At 72.0% G+C, this 21,574-nt stretch carries 14 protein-coding genes; 11 read left to right on the forward strand and 3 right to left on the reverse strand.

The features are described from left to right. Positions 1-119 precede the first annotated feature (119 nt). The 3 genes from bioB to bioD are packed head-to-tail and all read left to right on the forward strand — an operon-like array spanning position 120 to position 3,361. A complete protein-coding gene (gene bioB, locus ACN20J_RS08995; protein ID WP_189843840.1) occupies positions 120-1,361 on the forward strand; it encodes a biotin synthase BioB in 1,242 nt (413 codons plus the stop codon). Beyond that, positions 1,354-2,664 (forward strand): adenosylmethionine--8-amino-7-oxononanoate transaminase, encoded by a 1,311-nt coding sequence (locus ACN20J_RS09000; RefSeq protein WP_189843841.1) that lies wholly within the window; start codon positions 1,354-1,356, stop codon positions 2,662-2,664. The genes bioB and ACN20J_RS09000 overlap by 8 nt, the downstream gene beginning before the upstream one ends. Position 2,665: 1 nt before the next feature. After that, positions 2,666-3,361: a dethiobiotin synthase gene (gene bioD, locus ACN20J_RS09005; RefSeq protein ID WP_189843842.1), complete on the forward strand. Its 696-nt coding sequence runs from the start codon at positions 2,666-2,668 to the stop codon at positions 3,359-3,361. A 19-nt stretch (positions 3,362-3,380) separates the two neighbouring features. On the opposite strand, the gene ACN20J_RS09010 is transcribed toward bioD, so the two are convergent. Next, positions 3,381-5,597 (reverse strand): LuxR C-terminal-related transcriptional regulator, encoded by a 2,217-nt coding sequence (locus ACN20J_RS09010; protein WP_419665661.1) that lies wholly within the window; start codon positions 5,595-5,597, stop codon positions 3,381-3,383. Positions 5,598-5,820: 223 nt separating this feature from the next. On the opposite strand from ACN20J_RS09010, the gene ACN20J_RS09015 reads away from it, so the two are divergent. Continuing rightward, complete coding sequence (locus ACN20J_RS09015; protein WP_189843844.1) at positions 5,821-6,507, forward strand: esterase/lipase family protein; 687 nt, start codon at positions 5,821-5,823, stop codon at positions 6,505-6,507. A 175-nt stretch (positions 6,508-6,682) separates the two neighbouring features. Next, complete coding sequence (locus tag ACN20J_RS09020) at positions 6,683-7,384, forward strand: class I SAM-dependent methyltransferase (RefSeq protein ID WP_361889119.1); 702 nt, start codon at positions 6,683-6,685, stop codon at positions 7,382-7,384. Between the two features lie 19 nt (positions 7,385-7,403). Here the strand turns inward: ACN20J_RS09020 and ACN20J_RS09025 are convergent, their stop codons facing one another. Continuing rightward, positions 7,404-7,742: a fic family toxin-antitoxin system, toxin component gene (locus ACN20J_RS09025; protein ID WP_189843925.1), complete on the reverse strand. Its 339-nt coding sequence runs from the start codon at positions 7,740-7,742 to the stop codon at positions 7,404-7,406. A 49-nt stretch (positions 7,743-7,791) separates the two neighbouring features. Next, positions 7,792-8,019, reverse strand: coding sequence for an antitoxin (locus ACN20J_RS09030; RefSeq protein WP_189843846.1), 228 nt, complete (start codon positions 8,017-8,019; stop codon positions 7,792-7,794). Between the two features lie 197 nt (positions 8,020-8,216). Between ACN20J_RS09030 and ACN20J_RS09035 the strand changes: the two genes are divergently transcribed. The 6 genes from ACN20J_RS09035 (at position 8,217) to ACN20J_RS09060 (ending at position 21,523) form a co-directional block, all read left to right on the forward strand. Beyond that, positions 8,217-9,083 (forward strand): ABC transporter ATP-binding protein, encoded by an 867-nt coding sequence (locus ACN20J_RS09035; protein ID WP_361992261.1) that lies wholly within the window; start codon positions 8,217-8,219, stop codon positions 9,081-9,083. An 11-nt stretch (positions 9,084-9,094) separates the two neighbouring features. After that, positions 9,095-11,662, forward strand: coding sequence for an ABC transporter permease (locus ACN20J_RS09040; RefSeq protein WP_419665662.1), 2,568 nt, complete (start codon positions 9,095-9,097; stop codon positions 11,660-11,662). Between the two features lie 131 nt (positions 11,663-11,793). After that, on the forward strand, positions 11,794-12,672 hold the full coding sequence (locus tag ACN20J_RS09045; RefSeq protein WP_419665663.1) for an LLM class F420-dependent oxidoreductase: 879 nt from the start codon (positions 11,794-11,796) through the stop codon (positions 12,670-12,672). Positions 12,673-12,859: 187 nt separating this feature from the next. Beyond that, a complete protein-coding gene (locus tag ACN20J_RS09050; protein ID WP_419665664.1) occupies positions 12,860-13,741 on the forward strand; it encodes a DUF4132 domain-containing protein in 882 nt (293 codons plus the stop codon). Positions 13,742-13,892: 151 nt separating this feature from the next. After that, positions 13,893-18,962, forward strand: a complete 5,070-nt coding sequence (locus tag ACN20J_RS09055; protein WP_419665665.1) for a DNA-binding protein — start codon at positions 13,893-13,895, stop codon at positions 18,960-18,962. A 407-nt stretch (positions 18,963-19,369) separates the two neighbouring features. After that, a complete protein-coding gene (locus ACN20J_RS09060) occupies positions 19,370-21,523 on the forward strand; it encodes a hypothetical protein (RefSeq protein ID WP_419665666.1) in 2,154 nt (717 codons plus the stop codon). The last annotated feature ends 51 nt before the right edge of the window (positions 21,524-21,574 follow it).

The raw sequence follows: 21,574 nt of genomic DNA on the forward strand, positions 1-21,574 counted from the left end.
CACAGACCCTAGCCGGACCACCAGCCGCCCATGATGTGGCAATACCCACACGTCGAACGGCCTCTGTTGTCCGGTCCCTCCTTGGCCCGGCGCGGTCGGATAGGCCAGGATCGGACCTCATGGACCTGCTGAACACGCTGGTGGACAAGGGGCTTCGGCGAGAGCTGCCGACCCGCGAAGAGGCGCTGGCCGTACTGGCGACCTCCGACGACGAACTCCTCGATGTGGTGACCGCGGCCGGCAAGGTGCGCCGGCAGTGGTTCGGCCGACGGGTGAAACTCAACTACCTGGTCAACCTGAAGTCAGGCCTGTGCCCGGAGGACTGCTCGTACTGCTCGCAGCGGCTCGGCTCGAAGGCCGGGATCCTGAAGTACACGTGGCTGAAACCCGACCAGGCCTCCGAGGCCGCGGCGGCCGGGCTCGCGGGCGGCGCGAAGCGGGTCTGCCTGGTGGCGAGCGGACGCGGTCCCACCGACCGTGACGTCGACCGGGTCTCGGACACCATCAAGGCGATCAAGGACCAGAACGAGGGCGTCGAGGTGTGCGCCTGCCTCGGGCTCCTCTCCGACGGCCAGGCCGAGCGGCTGCGCGAGGCGGGCGCGGACGCCTACAACCACAACCTCAACACGTCCGAGTCGACGTACGGGGACATCACGACCACCCACACGTACGCCGACCGCGTCGACACGGTCCAGAAGGCGCACGCCGCGGGCCTGTCCGCCTGCTCGGGGCTGATCGCGGGCATGGGCGAGAGCGACGAGGACCTCGTCGACGTCGTCTACTCGCTGCGCGCGCTCGACCCGGACTCGGTGCCGGTCAACTTCCTGATCCCGGTCGAGGGCACACCGCTCGCCAAGGAGTGGAACCTCACCCCGCAGCGCTGCCTGCGGATCCTCGCGATGGTCCGGTTCGTCTGCCCGGACGTCGAGGTGCGGATCGCGGGCGGTCGCGAGGTCCATCTGCGCACGATGCAGCCCCTCGCCCTGCACCTGGCCAACTCGATCTTCCTCGGTGACTATCTGACCACCGAGGGCCAGGCCGGCAAGGCCGACCTGGAGATGATCGCGGACGCCGGGTTCGAGGTGGAGGGCGCGGGCCAAGTGACCCTTCCGGAGCACCGGGTCACCGCCGGCACGGGCGGCGGCTGCGATTCCCACGCCGAGGCCGGATGCGGCTCGCACGCGGACGCCGGATGCGGCTCCCACGAGGGCGGCGGCTGCGGCCCCTGCGGCTCGGCCGCCGACGAGCAGGCCCCCGCGGCGGCACGGGTCCCCGAGACGGCCCGCGCCTCCGACGCGCGTACGGACCTGGTCGCGGTACGCCGCCGGGGTGCCGGAACGGACCTCGCGCCCAATGCCTGACCCGCACGTGTCCGGCCTCTCCGGATCCGGCCTCTCCGTGCCCGAGCTGCTGGAGCTCGACCGGCGGCACGTCTGGCACCCGTACGGGCCGATGCCGGGCCGGCAGGAACCGCTGGTCGTGGAGTCGGCGAGCGGGGTGCGGTTGCGCCTGGCCGGTACGGGCACCGAGCTGATCGACGGCATGTCGTCCTGGTGGTCGGCGATCCACGGCTACAACCACCCCGCGCTCAACGAGGCGGCCCGCGACCAGCTCGGCCGGATGAGCCACGTGATGTTCGGCGGGCTCACGCACGAGCCCGCCGTACGGCTGGCGAAGCGTCTTGTCGACATGTCGCCCGAAGGGCTCGAGCACGTCTTCCTGGCCGACTCCGGCTCGGTGTCGGTCGAGGTCGCGGTCAAGATGTGCCTCCAGCACTGGCGTTCTCTCGGCCGCCCGGGCAAACAGCGCCTGCTGACCTGGCGCGGCGGGTACCACGGCGACACCTGGCAGCCCATGTCCGTGTGCGACCCCGAGGGCGGGATGCACGAGCTGTGGCAGGGCGTGCTCCAGCGCCAGGTGTTCGCGGACCCGCCGCCGGTCGCGTACGAGGAGTCGTACGCGGAGCATCTGCGCGAGCTGATCGAGCGGCACGCGGACGAGCTGGCCGCGGTGATCGTGGAGCCGGTGGTGCAGGGCGCGGGCGGGATGCGGTTCCACTCCCCCGCGTATCTGCGGGTGCTGCGCGAGGCGTGCGACGCGCACGACGTGCTGCTCGTGTTCGACGAGATCGCGACGGGCTTCGGCCGTACGGGCGCCCTGTTCGCGGCCGAGCACGCGGCGGTGACGCCGGATGTGATGTGCGTCGGCAAGGCGTTGACCGGCGGCTATCTGACGATGGCGGCCACGCTCTGCACCGCGCGGGTCGCCGACGGGATCTCGCGGGGCGAGGTGCCGGTGCTCGCCCACGGCCCGACCTTCATGGGCAACCCGCTCGCCGCCGCCGTGGCCTGCGCCTCGATCGACCTGCTCCTCGGCCAGGACTGGCAGACCGAGGTCAAGCGCATCGAGACCGGGCTGCGGGAAGGGCTGGCTCCGGCGGCGGAACTGCCCGGGGTCCGGGACGTACGCGTGCTCGGTGCCATCGGGGTCGTGCAGCTCGACCACGAGATCGACATGGCGGCGGCGACCCGGGCCGCGGTCCGCGAGGGCGTATGGCTGCGCCCGTTCCGCGACCTCGTCTACACGATGCCGCCGTACGTCACCGGGGACGCGGATCTGGCACGGATCACGGCCGCGGTGTGCGCGGCCGCTCAGGAGGGCTGACATGTCTTCGGTACTGGTGATCACGGGGACGGGCACGGAGGTCGGCAAGACCGTGACGACCGCGGCCGTCGCCGCGGCGGCTCTCGCGGCCGGTCGGTCCGTGGCCGTGCTCAAGCCCGCGCAGACCGGTGTGCTGCCGGGTGAGCGCGGGGACGCCGACGAGGTGGCCCGGCTCGCGGGCGCGGTGACGTCCGTCGAACTCGCCCGCTATCCCGAGCCGTTGGCTCCCGCCACGGCGGCCCGGCGATCCGGTCTCCCGCCGGTGCGCCCGGCTGAAGTAGCCGAGGCGGCAGGCAAGTTGGCCGCCGAGCACGACCTCGTCCTGGTAGAGGGGGCGGGCGGCCTCCTCGTACGGTTCGACGACGAGGGCGGCACGCTCGCGGACGTGGCGCGTCTGCTGGAAGCACCCGTCCTGGTGGTCGCCTCCGCGGGACTCGGCACGCTCAACACAACAGAGCTGACGGCCCGTGAACTACGGGCCCGACGACTCGACCTGCTCGGTGTCGTACTCGGCAGCTGGCCGAACGAGCCGGATCTCGCCTCGCGTTGCAACCTCGCGGATCTGCCGGTGGTCGCAGAGACGCCACTGCTGGGTGCGGTTCCCGAGGGTTCGGGCCGCCTCCCCGTCGCCGAGTTCCGTACCACGGCGGGCAGTTGGCTCGCACCACGGCTGGGTGGAACGTGGACCGCCCCGTAAGGGGAGCGTTCCGTGAATCTCACTCCTCCGACGCCAACAGCCTCACCAACTCGATCCGCGACCGAATACCGAGCCGGTTGAACACCCCCCGCAGATGGTGATCGATCGTGCGCGGGCTGAGCACCAGTCGGGACGCGATCTCCCGATTGGTCGCTCCGTCGGCGGCCATCCGGGCCACCGTCAGCTGCTGAGCGGTGAGCAGAGCGGCCAAGTCGCGTGCCCCGCCCGGCGGTTGGGCGGGTTCACCCAAGGCACGGAGTTCTCCCCGGGCCTGCGCGGCACACTGCGGCGCACCGAAGTGCAGGAACGCTTCGAGCGCGCTGTGCAGCCGGTCACGCGCCTCCGTACGGTTGCGCTGCCGTCGTAGCGCGCCGCCGAACAGCAGCTCCGTACGGGCGCGTTCGAAGTCGCGGGTACCGCCGGCATGCAGATCGAGGGCGGTCCGATAGTGCTCGACGGCCTCGGGCCCGGTGGCCAGCAGGGCCCGGCAACGGGCGCTGAGGGCAAGGTCGTCGGGGCTGCGGACGGCGCTCGCCCAGCGGTCGTAGTCGGCGTGGGCGGCCCGTGCGACGCGGGTGTCGCCGGTGCGGACGGCGGCTTCCACGTAGTGCGGGGTGGCGAGATGGCGTACGGCCCGGTGTCCGTGCCCCGGGCCGAATCCGGCGAGGGCGCGCAGCCTGGACGCGGACGCCGCGTAGCGGCCGGAGCTGAGGTCGAGGAAGGCGAGCGCCCACAGGGCGAGGGCTGCGGCGAGGCCGAGACCGCGCGCCAGGGCGTAGGTACGGGCCGCCTCGGCGCGGGCCCGGCAGACGTCCTCGTCGCCGGTGACGGCGGCGAACATGGCGAGGGCGGCCTGGAGATGGCAGGCCCCGTTGTCCTGCCCGGTGGCGTACGCCTGACGCAGGGCGTCCAGGGTGGCGGCGCCCGCGGCCCGTGGGCGGCCCGTCCAGAACTCGGCGTACGCCCGGAACTCCATGGCCTGCGGGACGGTCATGGACTCGCCCCTGGCGCGGGCGGAGGCGGCGGCGCGTACGGCCGCGGAGGCGGCGAGGGTGTGGTCGCCGAGCATCAGAGCGGCGATCGAGGAGTGGATCAGCGAGGTGGGGTCGCCGCCGGGTCCGCAGCGCCCGGCGGCTGCCTTCAGGAGGTCGCGGGCGTCCTCGTACCGGCCTTCGAACGCGGCGGCCAGTCCCCCGAGCGTGCCGGGTGACACGATCCCGTAGCGGTCGGCGACGGCCGCGGCCTCCAGACATCGGCGCAGGTCACCGGTGTAGACGGCGGCTTCGGTGGCACGTGCCACCAGGTGCGCGGCAACGTCGGGAGCGGCCGGCACGGCGGGGCGTACGACTCGAATGCCGCCCGCGCCCTCGATCAGCGCGCCGCCGACCGTGCTGTCGCCGTCGGCGCCTCTGCCGGGCTCCCCGCCGAGTGCCCGCTCCCCCGACTCCGCGCCGCGTACCGCCTCCGCGAGCAGCGCGTCGAACGACTCCGTGGCGTTCCCCGCGCGTAGAGCGAGCAGTCCGCTCAGCCCGTCGACGTCGCCGTGGGTGGCGAGGCGGCGGGCCCGGTCGGCGTCGCCGGAGCGCCAGGCGTCCGCGGCGGCCCGGGCCAGCAGGCGTGGGCGTTCCCGTGGGTCGGGGGTCAGTACGGCGGCCCGTTCGAGGAGGGCGCAGGCCAGCGCGTGTTCGCCCGCGGACCGGGCCTCGTGCGCCGATGCGCGCAGCTCCCCCGCGAGCCGTCGGCTGGGCCCGAGTGTGGCGGCGGCGCGATGCCAGGACCGGCGGGGTGCCTCGCCCTCGCCGCGCAGAACGCGGGCGAGCAGCCGATGGGTCTCGCGGCGGTCCAGGGCCGAGGCGGTCTCGTAGGCGGCGATCCGGGTCCAGGGGTCCCGGAACACGACTCCGGCGGACGTCGGATGGGCGAATCCGGCCGCCTCGGCCTCGTCGAGAGGCCCGGTGTCCAGCCGGGCCGCGGTCACCGCTCGCTGGAAGGCATGGGTGGCGAGCGGGTATTGGTCGGCGGCGGCGATCAGCAGGAGCCGCCGGGTGTCCGGCGGGAGGGTCCTGATCTCGCGCCGCTGGGACCGCAGCAGGCCGGGGGCCACGGCGACGGGCTCGGCCGGAAGCGGTTCCAGACCGGCCAGTTGGTGCTCGCCGAGGACGGCGGCGAGTTCCGAGGCCGCGCGCGGATCGCCGTGCACGGCACGCAGCACCCGGACCCGGACGCCTTCGGACATCGGGGTTCGCGGGTGCGTTCGCGGCGCGCCGCCCGGTTGTTCCGGGGCGTTCATCAGGGGCGGTGGCGAATGCTGCGGGAGAGGCGGGGGGTTCACCGAGGTCACCACACCTCTCACGTTACTGGCGAGTTAAGTGGTGCGTAAAGACCGGCGATTTCACCGATGCGGCGCGCGTAGACCCCACCTGACACTCCTGACGAACCCACCCGCATCAGGAGGCACCATGACCCGCCGCACACGCACTGCCGGCACGGTCTTCGCAGCGGTCCTCGCGTCGCTGCTTCTGTCCCTGTCCCTGCCCGCTTCCCCGGCGAACGCCGCCGCCCGCAATCCCGTCGTCTTCGTACACGGTCTGAGCAGTTCGTCGAGCAGTTGGGACGACTGGACCGCCGATTTCAAGGCCGACGGCTATACCAGCTCCGAGCTGTTCGCCTGGTCCTACGACTGGGGCAAGTCGAACGTCACGACCGCCCAGCAGCTGTCCACCAAGATCCAGAGCGTGCTCTCCCAGACCGGCGCGTCCAAGGTCGACCTGGTCGTGCACTCGATGGGCGCCCTGAACTCCCGCTACTACCTCAAGAACCTCGGCGGGACCTCGTACGTCGACGACTTCGTCTCCACGGCCGGGACGAACCACGGGACCACGACCGCCGGCTGGTGCAGCTGGATCTACACGTCCTGCGCGGAGATGTACACCGGCAGTTCGTTCCTCACCTCGCTCAACTCGGGCGACGAGACACCGGGCAGCGTCTCCTACGCGAGCTACTGGTCGAACTGCGACGAGGCCCTGACCCCCGACACCACCGCGATCCTCAGCGGTGCCACGAACGTCGAGGTCGGGTGCGTCTCGCACACCGACATGAACAACGACCACGGTGTCTACGAGCAGGTGCGCGACTTCATCGCCTGACCCGCCCCTCACGGTCTCGCCCTGTGGTCCCCGCACGGCCGGGGCCACGGGGCGAGACCGTGCCCGTCGAACAGGACGGCACCGTGCCCGTCAAAGCAGCACGACCCGCGAACGGGTGAGCGAGCCCGTCCCGGGGGACAATCGCGGTAGGCCCCGACCTTCAGGGGAGGTCCCCATGCGACCGCGTGGCTCCAGCACCGCCAGGACGGGTCAGCCGGCCCCGGCCCAGGTTCACCACCCGCTGTTCGCCCGCTTCTACGCCAAGTGCAGCGTGGCGGCGGAGCCGGCCATCGGCGTCCACCGCGAGGAGCTGCTCGCCGGGCTCTCCGGCCGGGTCATCGAGATCGGCGCGGGCAACGGACTGAACTTCGCCCACTATCCGAGCACGGTCTCGGAGGTCGTCGCCATCGAACCGGAGCGCCGCCTGCGGCACTTGGCGGTGACCGCGGCCCTGCGCTCCGACGTGCCGGTCGACGTGGTCCCGGGCGTCGCGGAGGCGCTCCCGGTCAAGAGCGAGGCCTTCGACGCGGCCGTGGTGTCCCTGGTGCTGTGCAGCGTACGAGACCTGCCGCGGGCCCTCACCGAGATCCGCCGCGTCCTGCGCCCGGGCGGTGAGCTGCGGTTCTTCGAGCACGGGAAGGGCGGCGGCCGCGCGATGAACGCCGGTCAGCGCGCCCTGGACCGCACGGTGTGGCCGCTGCTCTTCGGCGGCTGTCATGTGAGCCGTGACCCCGTCGGCGCGATCAGGGACGCGGGGTACGAACTGGGCCCGTACCGGCAGCTGTTGGTGCCCGCGAAGGGGCCGCGGATGCCGAGTTCGTACTGCGTGCTGGGGACCGCGCGCCGGCCCGGGGCCGAGGGCGCGCCCGATTCCTGAGGCCCAGAATCCGGGGGGCTCACAGACTCCACTGGCGCAGTTCGCGTGCGATGTCGTCCACCGTGGCCTCGCCGGTCTTGACGAGGCGGGCCAGTTCACGGACCTGCTCGGGCGAGGTGACGACCTTCAGGCCGCTGGCGACGAGGTAGGCGTACGCGACGGCCATGGCGAACATCGCGTTGGAGCGTTCGAGGGCCGGGACGTGCAGCAGGAGCTGGAGCAGTGCGGCGGCACGGGTGTGCGGGGTGTCGTAGACGGGGACGCCGAAGATCTCGGCCTCGTGGCGGCCGACGGCGGCGACGAGGGCGCCGAAGTCGGTGACCTGGGGGTCGCCCGGCGTCTTGTGTTCCGCGACCATGAGGAGCCAGGCGAGGTCGACTCTGATGTTCAGGGGTTCGTTCAAGGGCTCAGCGACGGCCTTCTCGCTCCGCGCCGAACTCCTCGACGAAGACGGACTCGTACTGCTTCATGAAGTCGGCGGCGGCCTCGACGAAGGTGTGGCCGGCTTCCCCGGTGTCCTGTCTGACCAGTTCCTCGATGTAGCGGTTGACGCTCATCCCGCGGGCCAGGGCGCGTTCGCGCGCGGCGCGGGCGGTGTCCTCGTCCACGCGCACGTTCAGCTGGGTCTTAGCCATACCTCGAAGCTAGCGCCGATGTGCTAGCAGTGGCAAGAGGACCCCGAAACCCCCCTCCCCTAAGGGTGCCCCTTACATGGATCTCAGGGTCACCGACCTGCGGCGGAGAACGACCGGCACTTCGGGGGGATACCAAGTGTGCCGCGCATCACACTAGGCTCGCCCGCGGACACCGGAGTCCCACCTAGGAGGCGGCCTTGTCCACAGCAGCTGCGGAGCACGCCCTCGGGCGCACGGACGCCGAGGGGATCGCGGCCCGCGCCCGTGGCCTCACGAAGGCGTACGGATCGGGTGAGACGACCGTGCTCGCCCTCGACTCGGTCGACGTGGACATCGCGCGAGGCCGCTTCACCGCGGTCATGGGCCCCTCGGGCTCCGGGAAGTCCACGCTGATGCACTGCCTGGCGGGTCTTGACACCGTTTCGGCCGGACAGGTGTGGCTGGGAGACACCGAGATCACGGGATTGAAGGATCGCGAGCTGACCCAGCTGCGCCGCGACCGGATCGGCTTCATGTTCCAGTCGTTCAACCTGATCCCGACCCTCAACGCGGCCGAGAACATCACGCTGCCCATGGACATCGCGGGCAAGAAGGCCGACGAGAAGTGGCTGAACCAGGTCATCGACCAGCTCGGCCTGCGCGACCGGCTCAAGCACCGGCCCGCGCAGTTGTCCGGCGGGCAGCAGCAGCGCGTCGCCTGCGCCCGCGCCCTCGCCTCGCGCCCCGAGCTGATCTTCGCGGACGAGCCGACGGGCAACCTCGACTCGCGGGCCGGCCTCGAAGTGCTCGGCTTCCTGCGGGACGCGGTCGACGAGCTGGGCCAGACCGTCGTCATGGTCACGCACGATCCGGGCGCCGCGGCCCACGCCGACCTGGTGCTCTTCCTCGGGGACGGACGGATCGTGGACGAGATGGCGCGGCCCACGGCGGAGGCGGTGCTGGAACGCATGAAGAGGTTCGACACGATTCGCGGGACGGTCGAGGGCGACGGCGCCACCGGCCAGGGCATCGTTCCCGACCAGGGCATCACTCCCGACGAGGGCATCGCCCTCGACAAGGACTGAGGCAGGCTGTCGTGCTGAAGGCGACACTCCGGAGTTTCCTCGCGCACAAGGGCCGGCTGCTGCTCTCGGCGCTGGCCGTCGTCCTGTCCGTGGCGTTCGTCGCGGGCAGCCTGATCTTCTCGGACACGGTCACCCGCACCTTCGACCGGCTGTTCGCGTCCACGTCGGCCGACGTGACCGTGACGCCGAAGGAGGATCTCGAATCGCAGATCCCCTCCGGGGCCATCGCGACCGTGCCCACGAGCCTCGTGGCCCGCATCGACAAGGTCGACGGGGTCGCCCTCGCGCGTCCGGACGTGGCCGTCGAGAACATCACCGTCGTCGACAGCGAGAACGAGTCGGTGGGCCCGACCACGGGCGCGCCCACCATCGCGGGCGACTGGTACGTCACCGAGCGCAGCCCTGTGGAGCTGACCTCGGGGCACGCCCCGCGCGGGCCCGCCGAGGCGCTCCTCGACGCGGACACCGCCGACAAGAAGCACGTCGGCATCGGTGACACGCTGACCGTCATCGCACAGCCCGGCTCGTTCAAGGTGAAGGTCGTCGGCATCGCGACCTTCAAGACCACCAATCCGGGTGCCGCACTGGTCTTCCTCGACCCTGCGGTCGCGCGGACCAAACTGCTGGGCCGGGCGGACGTCGCCACCAGCATCCAGGTGGACGCGGCGAAAGGCGTGAGCGACGCACAGCTCAAGCAGCGCATCGCCGCCGAAATCGGCTCGGGCACCTACGAGTTGGAGACCGCCGACGAGCAGGCCGAGACCGCCGCCTCCCAACTGGGCGGCTTCCTCGACGTGATCAAGTACGTGATGCTTGGCTTCGCCGGGATCGCGGTACTGGTCGGGGTCTTCCTGATCGTCAACACCTTCTCCATGCTGATCGCCCAACGCACCCGTGAACTGGGCCTGTTGCGCGCACTCGGCGCCGACCGGCGGCAGGTGCGCCGGTCCGTGCTCCTGGAGGCGACGCTCCTCGGCCTGGTCGGCTCGACGCTCGGCCTGGCCGCGGGCATCGGGCTCGCGATCGGGCTGATCGAGCTCATGGGCCTGTTCGGCATGAACCTGAAGACCGCCGAGATGGTCATCGGCTGGGCGACACCCGTCGCTGCGTACGTCGTCGGGGTCGGCGTCACCTTCGTCGCGGCGTATCTGCCGGCCCGCCGCGCGGCCGGTGTGTCGCCGATGGCCGCGCTGGCGGACGCCGAAATCGCCGGTGTGGGACGGCCGTTGCGGGTACGGGCCGTGGTGGGGCTGATCGTCGGCGCGCTGGGCGCCGCCGCGCTCGTGGGGTGCGTGACGTCCACGGAGACCGGGTCCGCCGCCTCCCTGCTGGGCCTCGGCGTCGTCCTCACCCTCCTCGCGACGGTCATCGCCGGGCCGTTGCTCGTCCGGCCGGTGATCCGTGTCCTCGGCGGCTTCTTCCCCGCCGTGTTCGGCTCGGTCGGCCGGATGAGCCAGCGCAACGCGCTGCGCAACCCGCGCCGCACCGGCGCCACCGCCGCCGCGCTGATGGTGGGCCTCGCGCTGGTCGGCGGCATGTCCGTGGCGAGCGCGTCCATGTCCAAGTCCTTCGACGACCAGATCGACAAGACGCTGGGCGCCGACTTCGTGGTGCAGAACGCCAACTTCCTGCCGTTCCCGCAGGAGATCACCGAGAAGGTGCAGGACACGGAGGGCGCGGGACTCGTCGTACGGCAGCGGTTCACACCGGTCGCCGTGCGGCTGCCGGACGGCAAGCGCGTCGAGACGACCGCGGCGGGCTACGAGTCGCAGCTCGACGAGGTCGCCCGCATCACGTACGCCGAGGGCGACACGGCCGACGCGCTCGCGGACGGCAACATCGCCATGGACGCGGGCTTCGCCAAGGACCACGACGTACGCCTCGGCAGCACGATCCCCGTCGAGTTCCCCGCCGGGCAGAAGGCCGAGCTGAAGGTGGGGGCGCTGACCGACCAGGACGCCGCCGAGGGCTTCGGCACACAGGGCGGGCTCTTCTTCGGCTTCGGCACGATCGAGAAGTACGTGCCCGGCGGGCAGGACTCCGCGCTGTACGTGAACGCGGCCTCCGGCACCTCCGCCGACATCCTGCGCGCGAACCTCGACAAGACGCTCGACCCGTATCCGCAGGTGCAGGTGCGTGACCTGGCCGACTACAAGAAGCTGATCCACGATCAGATCGCCGTGCTGCTCTACCTGGTGTACGCGCTGCTCGGCCTCGCGATCGTCATCGCGGTGCTCGGAGTGGTCAACACCCTTGCCCTGTCGGTCGTCGAGCGCACCCGGGAGATCGGGCTGCTGCGCGCGATCGGGCTCGCCCGGCGTCAGTTGCGGCGGATGATCCGGCTGGAGTCGGTGGTGATCGCCGTGTTCGGCGCGGTCCTCGGGCTCGCGCTCGGGCTCGTGTGGGGCGTGTGCGTGCAGCAGGTCCTCGCCCTGCAGGGGATGAAGGCGCTCGCGATCCCGTGGACGACTCTCGTCGCGGTCGTCGTGGGATCGGCCGTCGTGGGCATCGTGGCGGCGCTCTTGCCGGCGTTGCGCGCGTCGCGCATGAACGTACTGGCGGCCATCGCGCACGAGTGATCGACGCGTGGAGCACGCTCCCCGTGCAGGGCGTGCTCCACGTGCACGGGGAGCTCCACGTACCGGCGAGCTCCCCGTACGCGAGGCAACGTACTCGGCATACTCAAGTCCCGTACCGGTGAGGAGAGTTCATGGCCCGCCCGTTCCGTTTCGGCGTCAATCTGATGAGTGCCGCACCAGCCGACGAGTGGCGCACGAAGTGCCGTCGGGCCGAGGAACTCGGCTACGACGTGATCCTGGCCCCGGACCATCTCGGCATGCCCGCTCCCTTCCCGGCGCTGGTCGCCGCCGCCGAGGCGACCGAGCGGCCACGCCTGGGCACGTTCGTGCTCAACGCCGGGTTCTGGAACCCGGCACTGCTGGCCCGCGAGGTGGCCACGACGGACGCGCTGACGGACGGCCGCCTGGAACTCGGGCTCGGCACCGGCTACGTACAGGCGGAGCACGAGACGGCGGGTCTCCCCTGGGGTTCGCCGGGTGAGCGCGTGGACCATCTCCGGCGTACCGTCGAGGAGTTGGAGCGGCTGCTCGAATCCGAGGGCCATCAGCCACAGCCCGTACAACAACGCGTGCCGTTGCTGATCGGCGCCAACGGCGACCGGATGCTGCGGCTGACCGCCGAGCACGCGGACATCGCGGCGTTCACCGGCGCGCGCACCCGGGACGGCGGTTCGCTGGAGCCGCTCGCGGCGCAGGAGCTCGACGAACGAGTCGCCCTGTACCGGAAGCTGGCCGCCGGGCGCGCGGAGCCGGCCGAGCTGAACCTGCTGGTCCAGATCGTCATCGTCACCGACGACCCCGGTGCCGCGATCCAGCCGTGGCTGCCCCGCATCCCCCATCTGACCGAGCAGCAGGTGCTTGAGCTGCCGATCGTTCTCGTGGGGACCCTGGACGACATCGTCGAGCGGGTGCGGGCCCAGCGGGACCGGTTCGGGTTCTCGTATCTGACGGTTCTGGAGCCGAACATGGAGGTGTTCGCCCCCGTGATCGCGCGGCTGCGCGAGGCCTAGGCCGAGCGGATCCGGTAGGAACTGGCAGCAACTGGCGGACAGGACACGGCAGTTCAGGATGCTCGATCGCCGGAAACTGTCAGTGGGTGCCTCTAATCTTTCGCGGAAGTCACAGTGGGGTGGGCCGATTCGGACCGCCGGCCGCGCTGTGCCGGTTTCCGAACGGTGAAAGAGGCAGAGAAAACCTATGGGTTGGCTGACAGTGGGCGACACCTATGAGATCGCTCTGGTGGAAGGCCGGGTAGTGGCCCGGTCCTCGTCGAAGACGCCCCCGGCAGGGACGTCCCCGGCAGGGCAACTGAGAACGCTGCCGGGAGAGTTACGGGACCGCCCCGAAGTGATCGAGCTGCAGCGGTTCGCCGAGTGGCTGGACCGGCACGCGGCCCAGTGCGCGGCGCAGGTCGACAATTGGATGGTGTCCTCGCTGCCGGTGCCGGCCGGCCTGCTGGCCCGGGTCTGGCCCGACGAGGCGTGGCGGTCGGCACTGCGTGACCTGGTCGTGGTCGGCGAGGGCCCCGACGAGGTCGGTTTCCTGCGGGACGCCGACGCATCGGGTGAGCTCCGGGTGGTGAACCTGGACGGCGAGACCGTCCGCCTCTCCCCCCGTACGGTGACGATGCCCCACCCGGTCCTGCTCCCGGATCTCGACGAACTCCGCGTGTTCGCGGCCGAGTTGGGCGTGGTGCAGGGCGTGGAACAGATTCACCGCGCCACCTGGCACAAGCCGGGTGACGTCGACGGCGGTGCCGAGACGGTCACCGAGTTCTCCGGGGCCGAGTACAGCTCGTGGTTCCACCTCTCCGCCCGTGCCGCTTCGCTCGGCTACAAGGTGTCCGACGGCCATGTCACCGGCCGGATCCGGGACGCCGGGCGGGTCTTCACCGCGTCGGTCGAGATCGGCAACCCGTACTACGAGGAAGAGGGCCACACCGGCGATCTGAGCTGGCGCCATGGACGGGACCCGCGGCTGCGGCTGTCGGAGGTGGGCCCCGTGGCGTGGTCCGAGGGCATGCGCATGGCCGCGGCCCTGCACGCCGGCCGCACCGTGTCCGCGGACCGCACCGCGTGAGCGACACGGTGGCACGAACGACGGCACGGACGGCGACACACCTCGGGAGCACGGCCGTGGCCGGCGCACCTCACACGACACAGACCGACGGGCGCACACGGATGAGCAAGGTCCCGCGGACCGGCCGCACGGCCACGAAAGGCACGAAATCATGAGCGACACGGTGGCCGACGACTCGATGACCCGCGGCGATACGACGGCGATGGCGGAGGCTGAAGCCGAGGAACTGCTGCGAGCCGGCGCGGTACTGCCCCCCGGGACAACCGGGGGCGGCGACCGGGCCGTGCCCATGTTCACGCAGGCCTACCGGCATCCGGGCCTGGACGACCGGATCGTCGTACGGCTGGTCGCCGCCGAGCAGGGAGAGGGCCTGGGACAGGGCCTGGGCACCGGCTTCCTCGGCCTCGAACCCGAGGGCGAGCCGACCGAGGTCGGTCTCGGACAGCCCCGGGCACTGGGCTTCCCCGAATGGGTACTGGTTCATCACCCCTCGGACGGCCACCTGGCCATGTCCCTGGTCGAGGAGATGAACAAGGTGGCGCGGACGGCGAAATCCAGGCCGAAGAAGGCGCGGGCCACCTACGAGTCGATCGGCGAACGGCTCGCGGGTTCCGTACCGCACTTCCTGCCGACCTTCTACGAGCAGGCGGGCCGGGTGTTCCTGGCCGCCGACGAGAGCGCGTACGCGTCCCAGATGTTCGTCAACGCGCGCAAGGCCGAGACGGCGCACGCGCTGCCGTTCGACGAGGAGCGCATGGACGCGGTCTTCCTCGAGTTCGCCCTCGCCGAGGCAGTGCCGACGAAGATGCTCTCCAGCTACGCCAAGGGGCTGTCGTCCCGGGTTCCGGCGGCGACGGCGTTCCGGCACGTTCGCGGACTCTTCGTGCGTCTGGCCGCGCACGGGCTGCCTCCGTCGAGTCCGGGCGCGGGTGATCTGCGCAGACTCGCGAAGGCGGTCGCGGGCAGGAACGCGCTCGTGGAGGAGGTCTCCTATCTGCGCGAGATGCTGACACTGCCCGGCACCGTCAAGGCACCGCCCGGCTGGTGGAAGGCCCACCGGCCGGCCCTGCTGGAGCTGACCCGGCAGGAACCCGCCTTCCGCGGCACCCTGCTGGAGCTGATGCCCTCGACGTGGGAGCGGGAGGAACTCCCCCAGTGGCTCGACCTGTTGGAGAAGTCCGGCGCCACCGCCGGGCTCTGCGACGCCACCCTGCCCGCCGAGGTGCGTCCCGCCGACGGTACGGCCGGATGGACCCGCAGATTCCTGGAGCTGTGGCGGGCCGACTACCACCTCGCTCCGGCAGAGCTCTATCCACTCGTCGACCGTATCGCCGGCACGCTGCGTGCCGAACTGGAGTCCTCCGGCGGCCTGTTGACGCCCCCCGTCGGCGATGTGAACCTCCTCGACCAACTGCTGTCCCTGGGCATACCGGTGGCGGATCCCGAGGAGCGTCACCGCCTCAACCTGGTGTCGTGGGCGGCCTGTGAACACCGGCGCGATCTCGTCGCCCTGGAAGCCGATCACCGCTTCCGCCGGGCGTTCCGGCGCGGCTGCCCCGAGGACGGGCGGGCGGACCACCCGCAGACCGTCGTCACCTTGGCCGGGTCCCCCGGTGGACGGCCGATGCTCGCCGAATGGGTGGGCGAGGTCAGCCGGAGGTACATCACCGCGGAGCTGCCCGCGTTCGAAAGCTACCGCGGCGTTCTCCAGACACTGAGCCGGCTGCCGGGAGAAGTGCTCGCGATTGCCGAGACGGCGGTTCGAGAGGCGCTGAGCACCGGCATGGCCCCGGCGCTCTCCCGCGCCCTGCGGTCCGGGCTCCTCGACGAACTGGGCTGGCCCGCCTGGGAAGAGGCGCTCGAAGGACACGAATCGGGGAATCTGCAGCGGGAGGTCCTCGTCACCGACGCCTGGCCGCACCTGATCGTCCTGGCCGGCCTGCACCTCCGGGTGATCGGTTCGGAAGGCACGGCACTCGCGCACGAGCTGTCGGTCCCCGACCAGGCGGCGCGCTACCGCAGGTATGTCGACTATCACTATGTGGACGGCGAGTTGTTCGTCTGGTGGCGTTCGGTCGATACGAACGGCAGCCAGGGTTACTGGCACCACAACCCCTCCCAGTGGGTGACGGTCGACGGGTCCGGCTACTCCCGCACCAGCACGGTGGACGGGCGCGACGGGATGGGCGGGAACATGGCCCCCGTCTCGCTCCCGCTTCCCGGCGGCGGCCGGACCACCGGTCACGGGGTGCTGCGCCGCGGGGACACGGTCGTTCCAGGAGCGCGGCAGATGATCGGCGACGGCACGTCGTACTGGGTGTGGTCCATGGTGGGCACCGACTACAAGAACAAGACCTGGCACGCGTACGACCCGGTGAGCGACACCCAGGGCGAACCGGGACAGCCGGACTGGTTCGGCGAGGGTCTGCGTGCCGCGCCGGAGGGAAGCACCTTCGAGGCGGGCTGGCTGCTGCCCGCCCCCTCCGTCGCGCCGGGTCCGATGTGCGCCCCGGTGGACGGGGTGCTCGGCTGGCGGGTGGTGACACTGCCCGACGGCTCGCGGCGGGGCGAGGACCTGGCCGGGCGCTCGGTCGTCGTACCGCCCGGCAGGGGCCGCAGCCGCAGCCCGCGCTGGGTGCTGGAGTTCCCGGGCGCCGACCGGCCGCTGGCCGTGGTCCAGGAGTACGACGGCATCAGGCTGCTCGACGGGAACGGCACGGTGATGGCCGAGATCCCGCGGGACCACACCGCCGGAACCTTCACCGCGGGAACCCCCCTCCTGCCGCCCCTGCGCTACTGGCACCTGCTCCGGCCCCGCGACCCGCAGGGCTCGGCGGCGCTCCGCCGGCTCGACGACAACACCGTGGCGGCGCTTCTGGCGGCGGCCGTGAAGGAGCTGCCCGAGGACACGGAGGGCCAGGACGCTCCGGGGCGGGAGCAGGCCGACGCGGACGCGCTGCCCGGGATCATCCGCAGCCTGCTGCCACAGGTCGGCCACGAGGCGCTGCTCGCAGGCATCTCCGAGGTGGTGCGGTTCGCCGCCGAGCAGCAGTGCGTCCTCGACGCGGCGCGCACCCGGCTCGACATCGCGGTCACGGGCCGCGTCCCGGAGGAGCAACGGCCCGAACTCGGCGACGGCGTGCTCACCGCGGCGCTGCAGGGACTCGGCCTCAACGGCCGCAAGTACCTGGTGCAGGGCAGGGCGTACTACTACCACGATCCCTCCGGCAACATCGTCCGACTGCTGCGGCTGCTCGGGAAGGCACGGCGGGGCCTCAACGAACCGGCCCCGGCGGGCAGTCCGCACCCCGCCCTGCCCGAACAGGGTGCCTTGGGCAACATGGACTGGCTGACCCTGCCCACGCTGCCGTCCCTGTTGGCTCTGCGGTCCGGCTCGACGGCCACCACCGAGGATCACAGGAAGGTGCTGGAGACGTTCCTCGCCGAACTGGACGCCCAGGAACTCGCGGTGCTGGACCCCGATCACTGGCGCCTTGTCCGGCTGCGTCTGGAGCAGAGTCTGTTCCGGGGGCCCGGCTCCCTGAGCAGCAATGTGGCGACGGTGCTGCAGTTGGACGGCGGCGCGTTCCTCGTCTTTCCCAACGAATGGAGCCGAAGCGACGCCGAAGGCCAGGTGTTCAGGGCGGTCTTCCACGATCCGGCCGGCCGGTTCGAGGCACCCGCTCCGTACACGCTGTTGTCGGCCGAGCCCTTCGCCCCGGAGCCGGCACGTGCGCCCGGCTGGTTCACGGCCTTCCTGTCCGAGCTCGCCGCACGCGGTCCGGCGCCCTGGTACCCGGCCGCCGCCGAGGAGTTCGCCCGGCTCACGGGAGTCACCCCGACCATGGCCCGGCTGATGGTCGCCGGAGTACCGATGACCGACGACGCGCGCAGGCCCGTGCCCGCCGAGACGCTGAAGGCCATCGGAGTGAAGTCGGCGGACGTTGCCGTGGCCCGAGAGGCCGTGGGGTGCAAGGACGCCGGCATCTGGCAGGCCGTCATGGCGGCACTGCTGCCCGCCGAGCCGTCCGGACTGTGGACGGACGGCCCGGACGTGGTCGCGGCGGCCGAGGTCTGGAACCGGGAGGTGGGCCGGCGGACGCTCCTCTCCGAAGAGGTGCTCCATGACGCGGTCCGCACCGTGCGGACCACGTCGTGGTGGGCGCCGTCCGACGCGCTGCGCGGGTTCGTCGACGGGGCGGCCGAACCGCGGTTGAACCACGACCTGACCTGGACGACCAGAGGCCACCACCTGGGCAGCGTCGAGAACACGCCCGGTTTCGGCACAGGCGTCCTGAACGGTTCGGTGGCCCTGGCCGCATGGCTCGCCCACCGGCTCCCGTCCGGCGATCCGATCCGCGCTGTCCTCCCCGGGGTACTGACCTCGGTACGCGCCCGGCTGGCCCACCCGGACCTGCTGATCGGCCTCGGCAGACAGGTCGATCTGGAGGCCTTCCGCCGGGGTCCCGGGAGCCCCGCGGAGACCGGTGACGGCTTCGTGCGCTACGGCGCGGTCGTGCTGAGCACCACGGTCCCCGACCCCTACGCCGCCGTCCGCCCCGCGCTGCTGGACGCCGCCGGGAACGATCCCCACCTGGCGGCGGTGGTCCCCGGTGAACGGCCGACCGCCGAGGACGTCGCTCTCCGGCTGGTCCACGACCGGCGGTTCGCGGAGCTGCTCGCCGATCCCGGGGAACCGGTGGCGGGCGAACGCGACGCGGACGGTCTGTGGTGGCCGCAGGATCCCACCCGGTCCGTGCCCGACCTCGTCGGTGAGGTGGCCAAGCGGTACGGCATCGGTGAGGACGCCGCTGTCATCTATCTGATGCTGCTCGCCATGCCGGATCCCACCGACCAGCACACCGCCCGCTGGACCGGCTGGGCGAAACAGCGGGGCGGAACGGCCCGGCTCCGCGCCGCCCGCGCCGAGCTCGCCGCCACCGACCTCGTCCTCGAAGGCAGCCGCACCCGAGCGGGACGCTCACTGTTCCTGCCCGGCGGCTGGACCCAGCTCGCGAAGCCGTACGTTCCGCTGGAGCGGTGGAAGGTGCCGATGTACGACCTGCTCCACGGCGAGGAGGCCGTCCTGGGCGTCGTCGTGCCCACCGGGCCGGTCGCCGATCTCTACCGGGCGGCCTGGCGGCGGGTGCTGGAGGGGGACGAGCCCCGGCTGGAGGAACTCGAGGTACCTCGGCCGCAGCCGCGGAGGGGGCGCCGCTGATCTTTGGTACGGGGGCGGGGCGGGGGGCCGGATGAGGGCTCCGGGGGCGAGGTGGGGGCGGTCGTGGCGGCACGTACGGCCGTCTCCGCCGGGCGGGAGCGGCTCGGGTCGGGAGCGGCTCCGACCGGGAGCGGCTCCGGTCGGGTCTCCCGCCGGGTCTCCGCTCGGGTCTCTGGCCCGGTCCCCAACGGGGTCTCCGCTCGGACTCCGGCGGGGTCTCCGGCCGCGTACGGCTCCGGTTGTTTCGTCCGTCGGGCCGTGCACCCGTATGCCGTACGCCGTTCGGTGGCACGGCCGCTCACGACGGCGGTCCGAGCCGTATCCGCCGTCCCGCGCCCCGTCCTTCGGTCCCCTCTCCCCTTCTCCTCCGCCTGTCCGGCTGGGGAGCGCCCTCGTGGAGCATCCCGATGACCCGTTCCGGCACGACCACCCCACTCCGACTCCCACCGGTCGCACCTGAGGTGTTCACCTCCGCGGTGGAGAGTCTCACCACCCGGCTCCGCGGCAGACTGGACGCGGCCGTCGAGGCGCTGACGGCCACACCGGTCACCGCCGAGGGCGGGACGTTCGGCGTCCGCTGCGGCGAGGATGCCCTGGTGACCCTGGCGCCGGACTCCTCCGGCGTGGTCACCGACACCGAACAGGCCCGTTGCACCTGCCTGTTGGCACCGCGCTGTCTGCATCGGGCGGCGGTGCTGGGCGCCTGCCCGGTCGCCGTCACGGAACCCGCCCGGCCCGTGGTCATCGCCCCGTCCGTACTCTCCGGGCCCGGCGCAGCCGTTCAGCCCACTGGTGCTGGTCCGTCGGCCGAACCGGACCGTTCCGCCGAGCCGGACCGTTCCTCCCAACCGGACCGTATCGCCGAACCCGACCAACCCGCCGACGGGGTCCGCCCCGCCCAGCAGGTCAGCCCCGCCGAGCGGGACCGCCCCACCGAGCCGAACCGGCCCGCGGCCCCCGGCGCAGAGCCCACCCGTCCCCCGGCCGATGCCCCCACGGGCCCCTCAACCGCCCAGATCCGCGCGGCCGTCGGCGTCTGGACGGCTGCGGCAGCCGTGCTCTCCGCCGGAACGGCCGGTACGGGAGCGGTACTTCAGGCCGAGTTGCTGCGCGCCGCCCACACCGCACGCCTCACGGGCCTCCACCGCGCGGAGGCCGCGGCCCTGGGCGTGGTGCGCTGTCTGCGCACGACGCGCGACCCGTACAGCCCGGGCAGACTCACCGAGTTGGTGGCCGCCCTGCGTGAACTCCTCCTCGTCGCCCACCTGTTGAAGGCCGGAGACCCCGAGCCCGCGCTGATCGGCGCCCTCCGCCGCAACCACCGCCCCGACAGGTCCCTGCGGCTCTACGGAGTCTGCCGCGAACCGGTCATCGGCCCCGACGACCTCGGCGGGGTGGTCACGCACCTCCTCGACGACGACGGCCGCTGGTACACGCTCCGCGACGTCCAGCCCGGCGGCCCGGCGCGGGCCGGACGCGCCGGTACCGCCCTGGTCGCCATCCGGAGCTTCCTGAGCGACCACTTCCGGGTGTCCCGCGGCGGCCTGATCATCTCGGGAGCGACCGTCTCCCCGGAGGGCCGCCTGCTTGCGGAGAGAGGCGTCCGTGCCACCTTCGCCGCCGGACGCCCCTGGACCGAGTCCGCGCCGGCGACGGTGTTCGCCCGCCCACTCGCCGAGTCCGCCGCCGTGCGGTTCCCGGCGTCGCTCGTGGGTGACCCCGGAGGGGCCGGTGATCACGAAGTGACCGGTGGCCCCGAGAGCGCCGGGTACGCCCGGCCCCTGATCGGCTGTGACGTGGAGATCGCCGCGACCGACGGCGAGGATCTGCTGGTCCGTGAACTGCCCTGCGGAGGCGATGCGTTCGCGGACGGCCGCCCCAACCCCGGTGCACCGTTCCGGCTGACCCCGGCCCACAGCCACCCCGCCCTCGCCCACACCGCCAACTTCCGGCAGCTGGGCGCACGTCCCGGGCTGCGGATCCGGGTCCTCGGCCGCCTCGACCCCGACCGGGTCACAACCCTCCGCGCGCTCGCCGTCGGCCCCGTACCCGGCACGGAGGCGACCCTGCGTCTCCCGGACGACTGGCAGGGTCGCGCCGATCTCGGCTACGACCTGCTCCTCAGCGACCACTTCCCGCCGGACATTCCCGCTCCTTCGCCGCCCACCGCCTCCTATGCGGCCGGCGACTCTCCGCTCTGGCGCGTCCGGCGTCTGGTCGAACTGGCCGTCACGGGAGGACGCCGGATCGCCGCCGAGTCCATGCGCGGGAACGATCACGACGGCCACGCGGCCGTGCTGCGCCGAAGCGGGCTGGTCACCGGCGCGGACCTGATCACCGCACTCGGCGCGGTGGCCGGGCGTCGCTCCCTCGACGTCTTCGGGCGCCACAGCGGAGCCGACCCGGACCAGTACGCGACCCAGTGGCTCGCCACGGCCGTCTATCTGGCCGCCGCCGAAGCGAACCTGAGGCACGGAACATGGCCCGGGCACGAGCACACCGAACCGACAGCACCACCGGCACCGGCGCAGACACCGCCACCGGCGATTCATGATCCATGAGCTCGATCACTCGGTTCGGAAACCGTTCGCCAGACCCGTCGGCGCTCTGCT

This window comes from Streptomyces sp. 2-1, assembly GCF_048564895.1.
Taxonomy (GTDB): domain Bacteria; phylum Actinomycetota; class Actinomycetes; order Streptomycetales; family Streptomycetaceae; genus Streptomyces; species Streptomyces phaeochromogenes.

Excerpts from the sequence above, each read along its gene's own strand:
- ACN20J_RS09045 (WP_419665663.1), top strand. The coding sequence starts at position 11,794 with ATGGCCCGCCCGTTCCGTTTCGGCGTCAATCTGATGAGTGCCGCACCA.
- ACN20J_RS09010 (WP_419665661.1), bottom strand. The coding sequence starts at position 5,597 with ATGTCCGAAGGCGTCCGGGTCCGGGTGCTGCGTGCCGTGCACGGCGAT.
- ACN20J_RS09030 (WP_189843846.1), bottom strand. The coding sequence starts at position 8,019 with ATGGCTAAGACCCAGCTGAACGTGCGCGTGGACGAGGACACCGCCCGC.
- ACN20J_RS09015 (WP_189843844.1), top strand. The coding sequence starts at position 5,821 with ATGACCCGCCGCACACGCACTGCCGGCACGGTCTTCGCAGCGGTCCTC.
- bioD (WP_189843842.1), top strand. The coding sequence starts at position 2,666 with ATGTCTTCGGTACTGGTGATCACGGGGACGGGCACGGAGGTCGGCAAG.
- ACN20J_RS09020 (WP_361889119.1), top strand. The coding sequence starts at position 6,683 with ATGCGACCGCGTGGCTCCAGCACCGCCAGGACGGGTCAGCCGGCCCCG.
- ACN20J_RS09025 (WP_189843925.1), bottom strand. The coding sequence starts at position 7,742 with ATGGTCGCGGAACACAAGACGCCGGGCGACCCCCAGGTCACCGACTTC.
- ACN20J_RS09055 (WP_419665665.1), top strand. The coding sequence starts at position 13,893 with ATGAGCGACACGGTGGCCGACGACTCGATGACCCGCGGCGATACGACG.
- ACN20J_RS09050 (WP_419665664.1), top strand. The coding sequence starts at position 12,860 with ATGGGTTGGCTGACAGTGGGCGACACCTATGAGATCGCTCTGGTGGAA.
- bioB (WP_189843840.1), top strand. The coding sequence starts at position 120 with ATGGACCTGCTGAACACGCTGGTGGACAAGGGGCTTCGGCGAGAGCTG.
- ACN20J_RS09060 (WP_419665666.1), top strand. The coding sequence starts at position 19,370 with ATGACCCGTTCCGGCACGACCACCCCACTCCGACTCCCACCGGTCGCA.
- ACN20J_RS09000 (WP_189843841.1), top strand. The coding sequence starts at position 1,354 with ATGCCTGACCCGCACGTGTCCGGCCTCTCCGGATCCGGCCTCTCCGTG.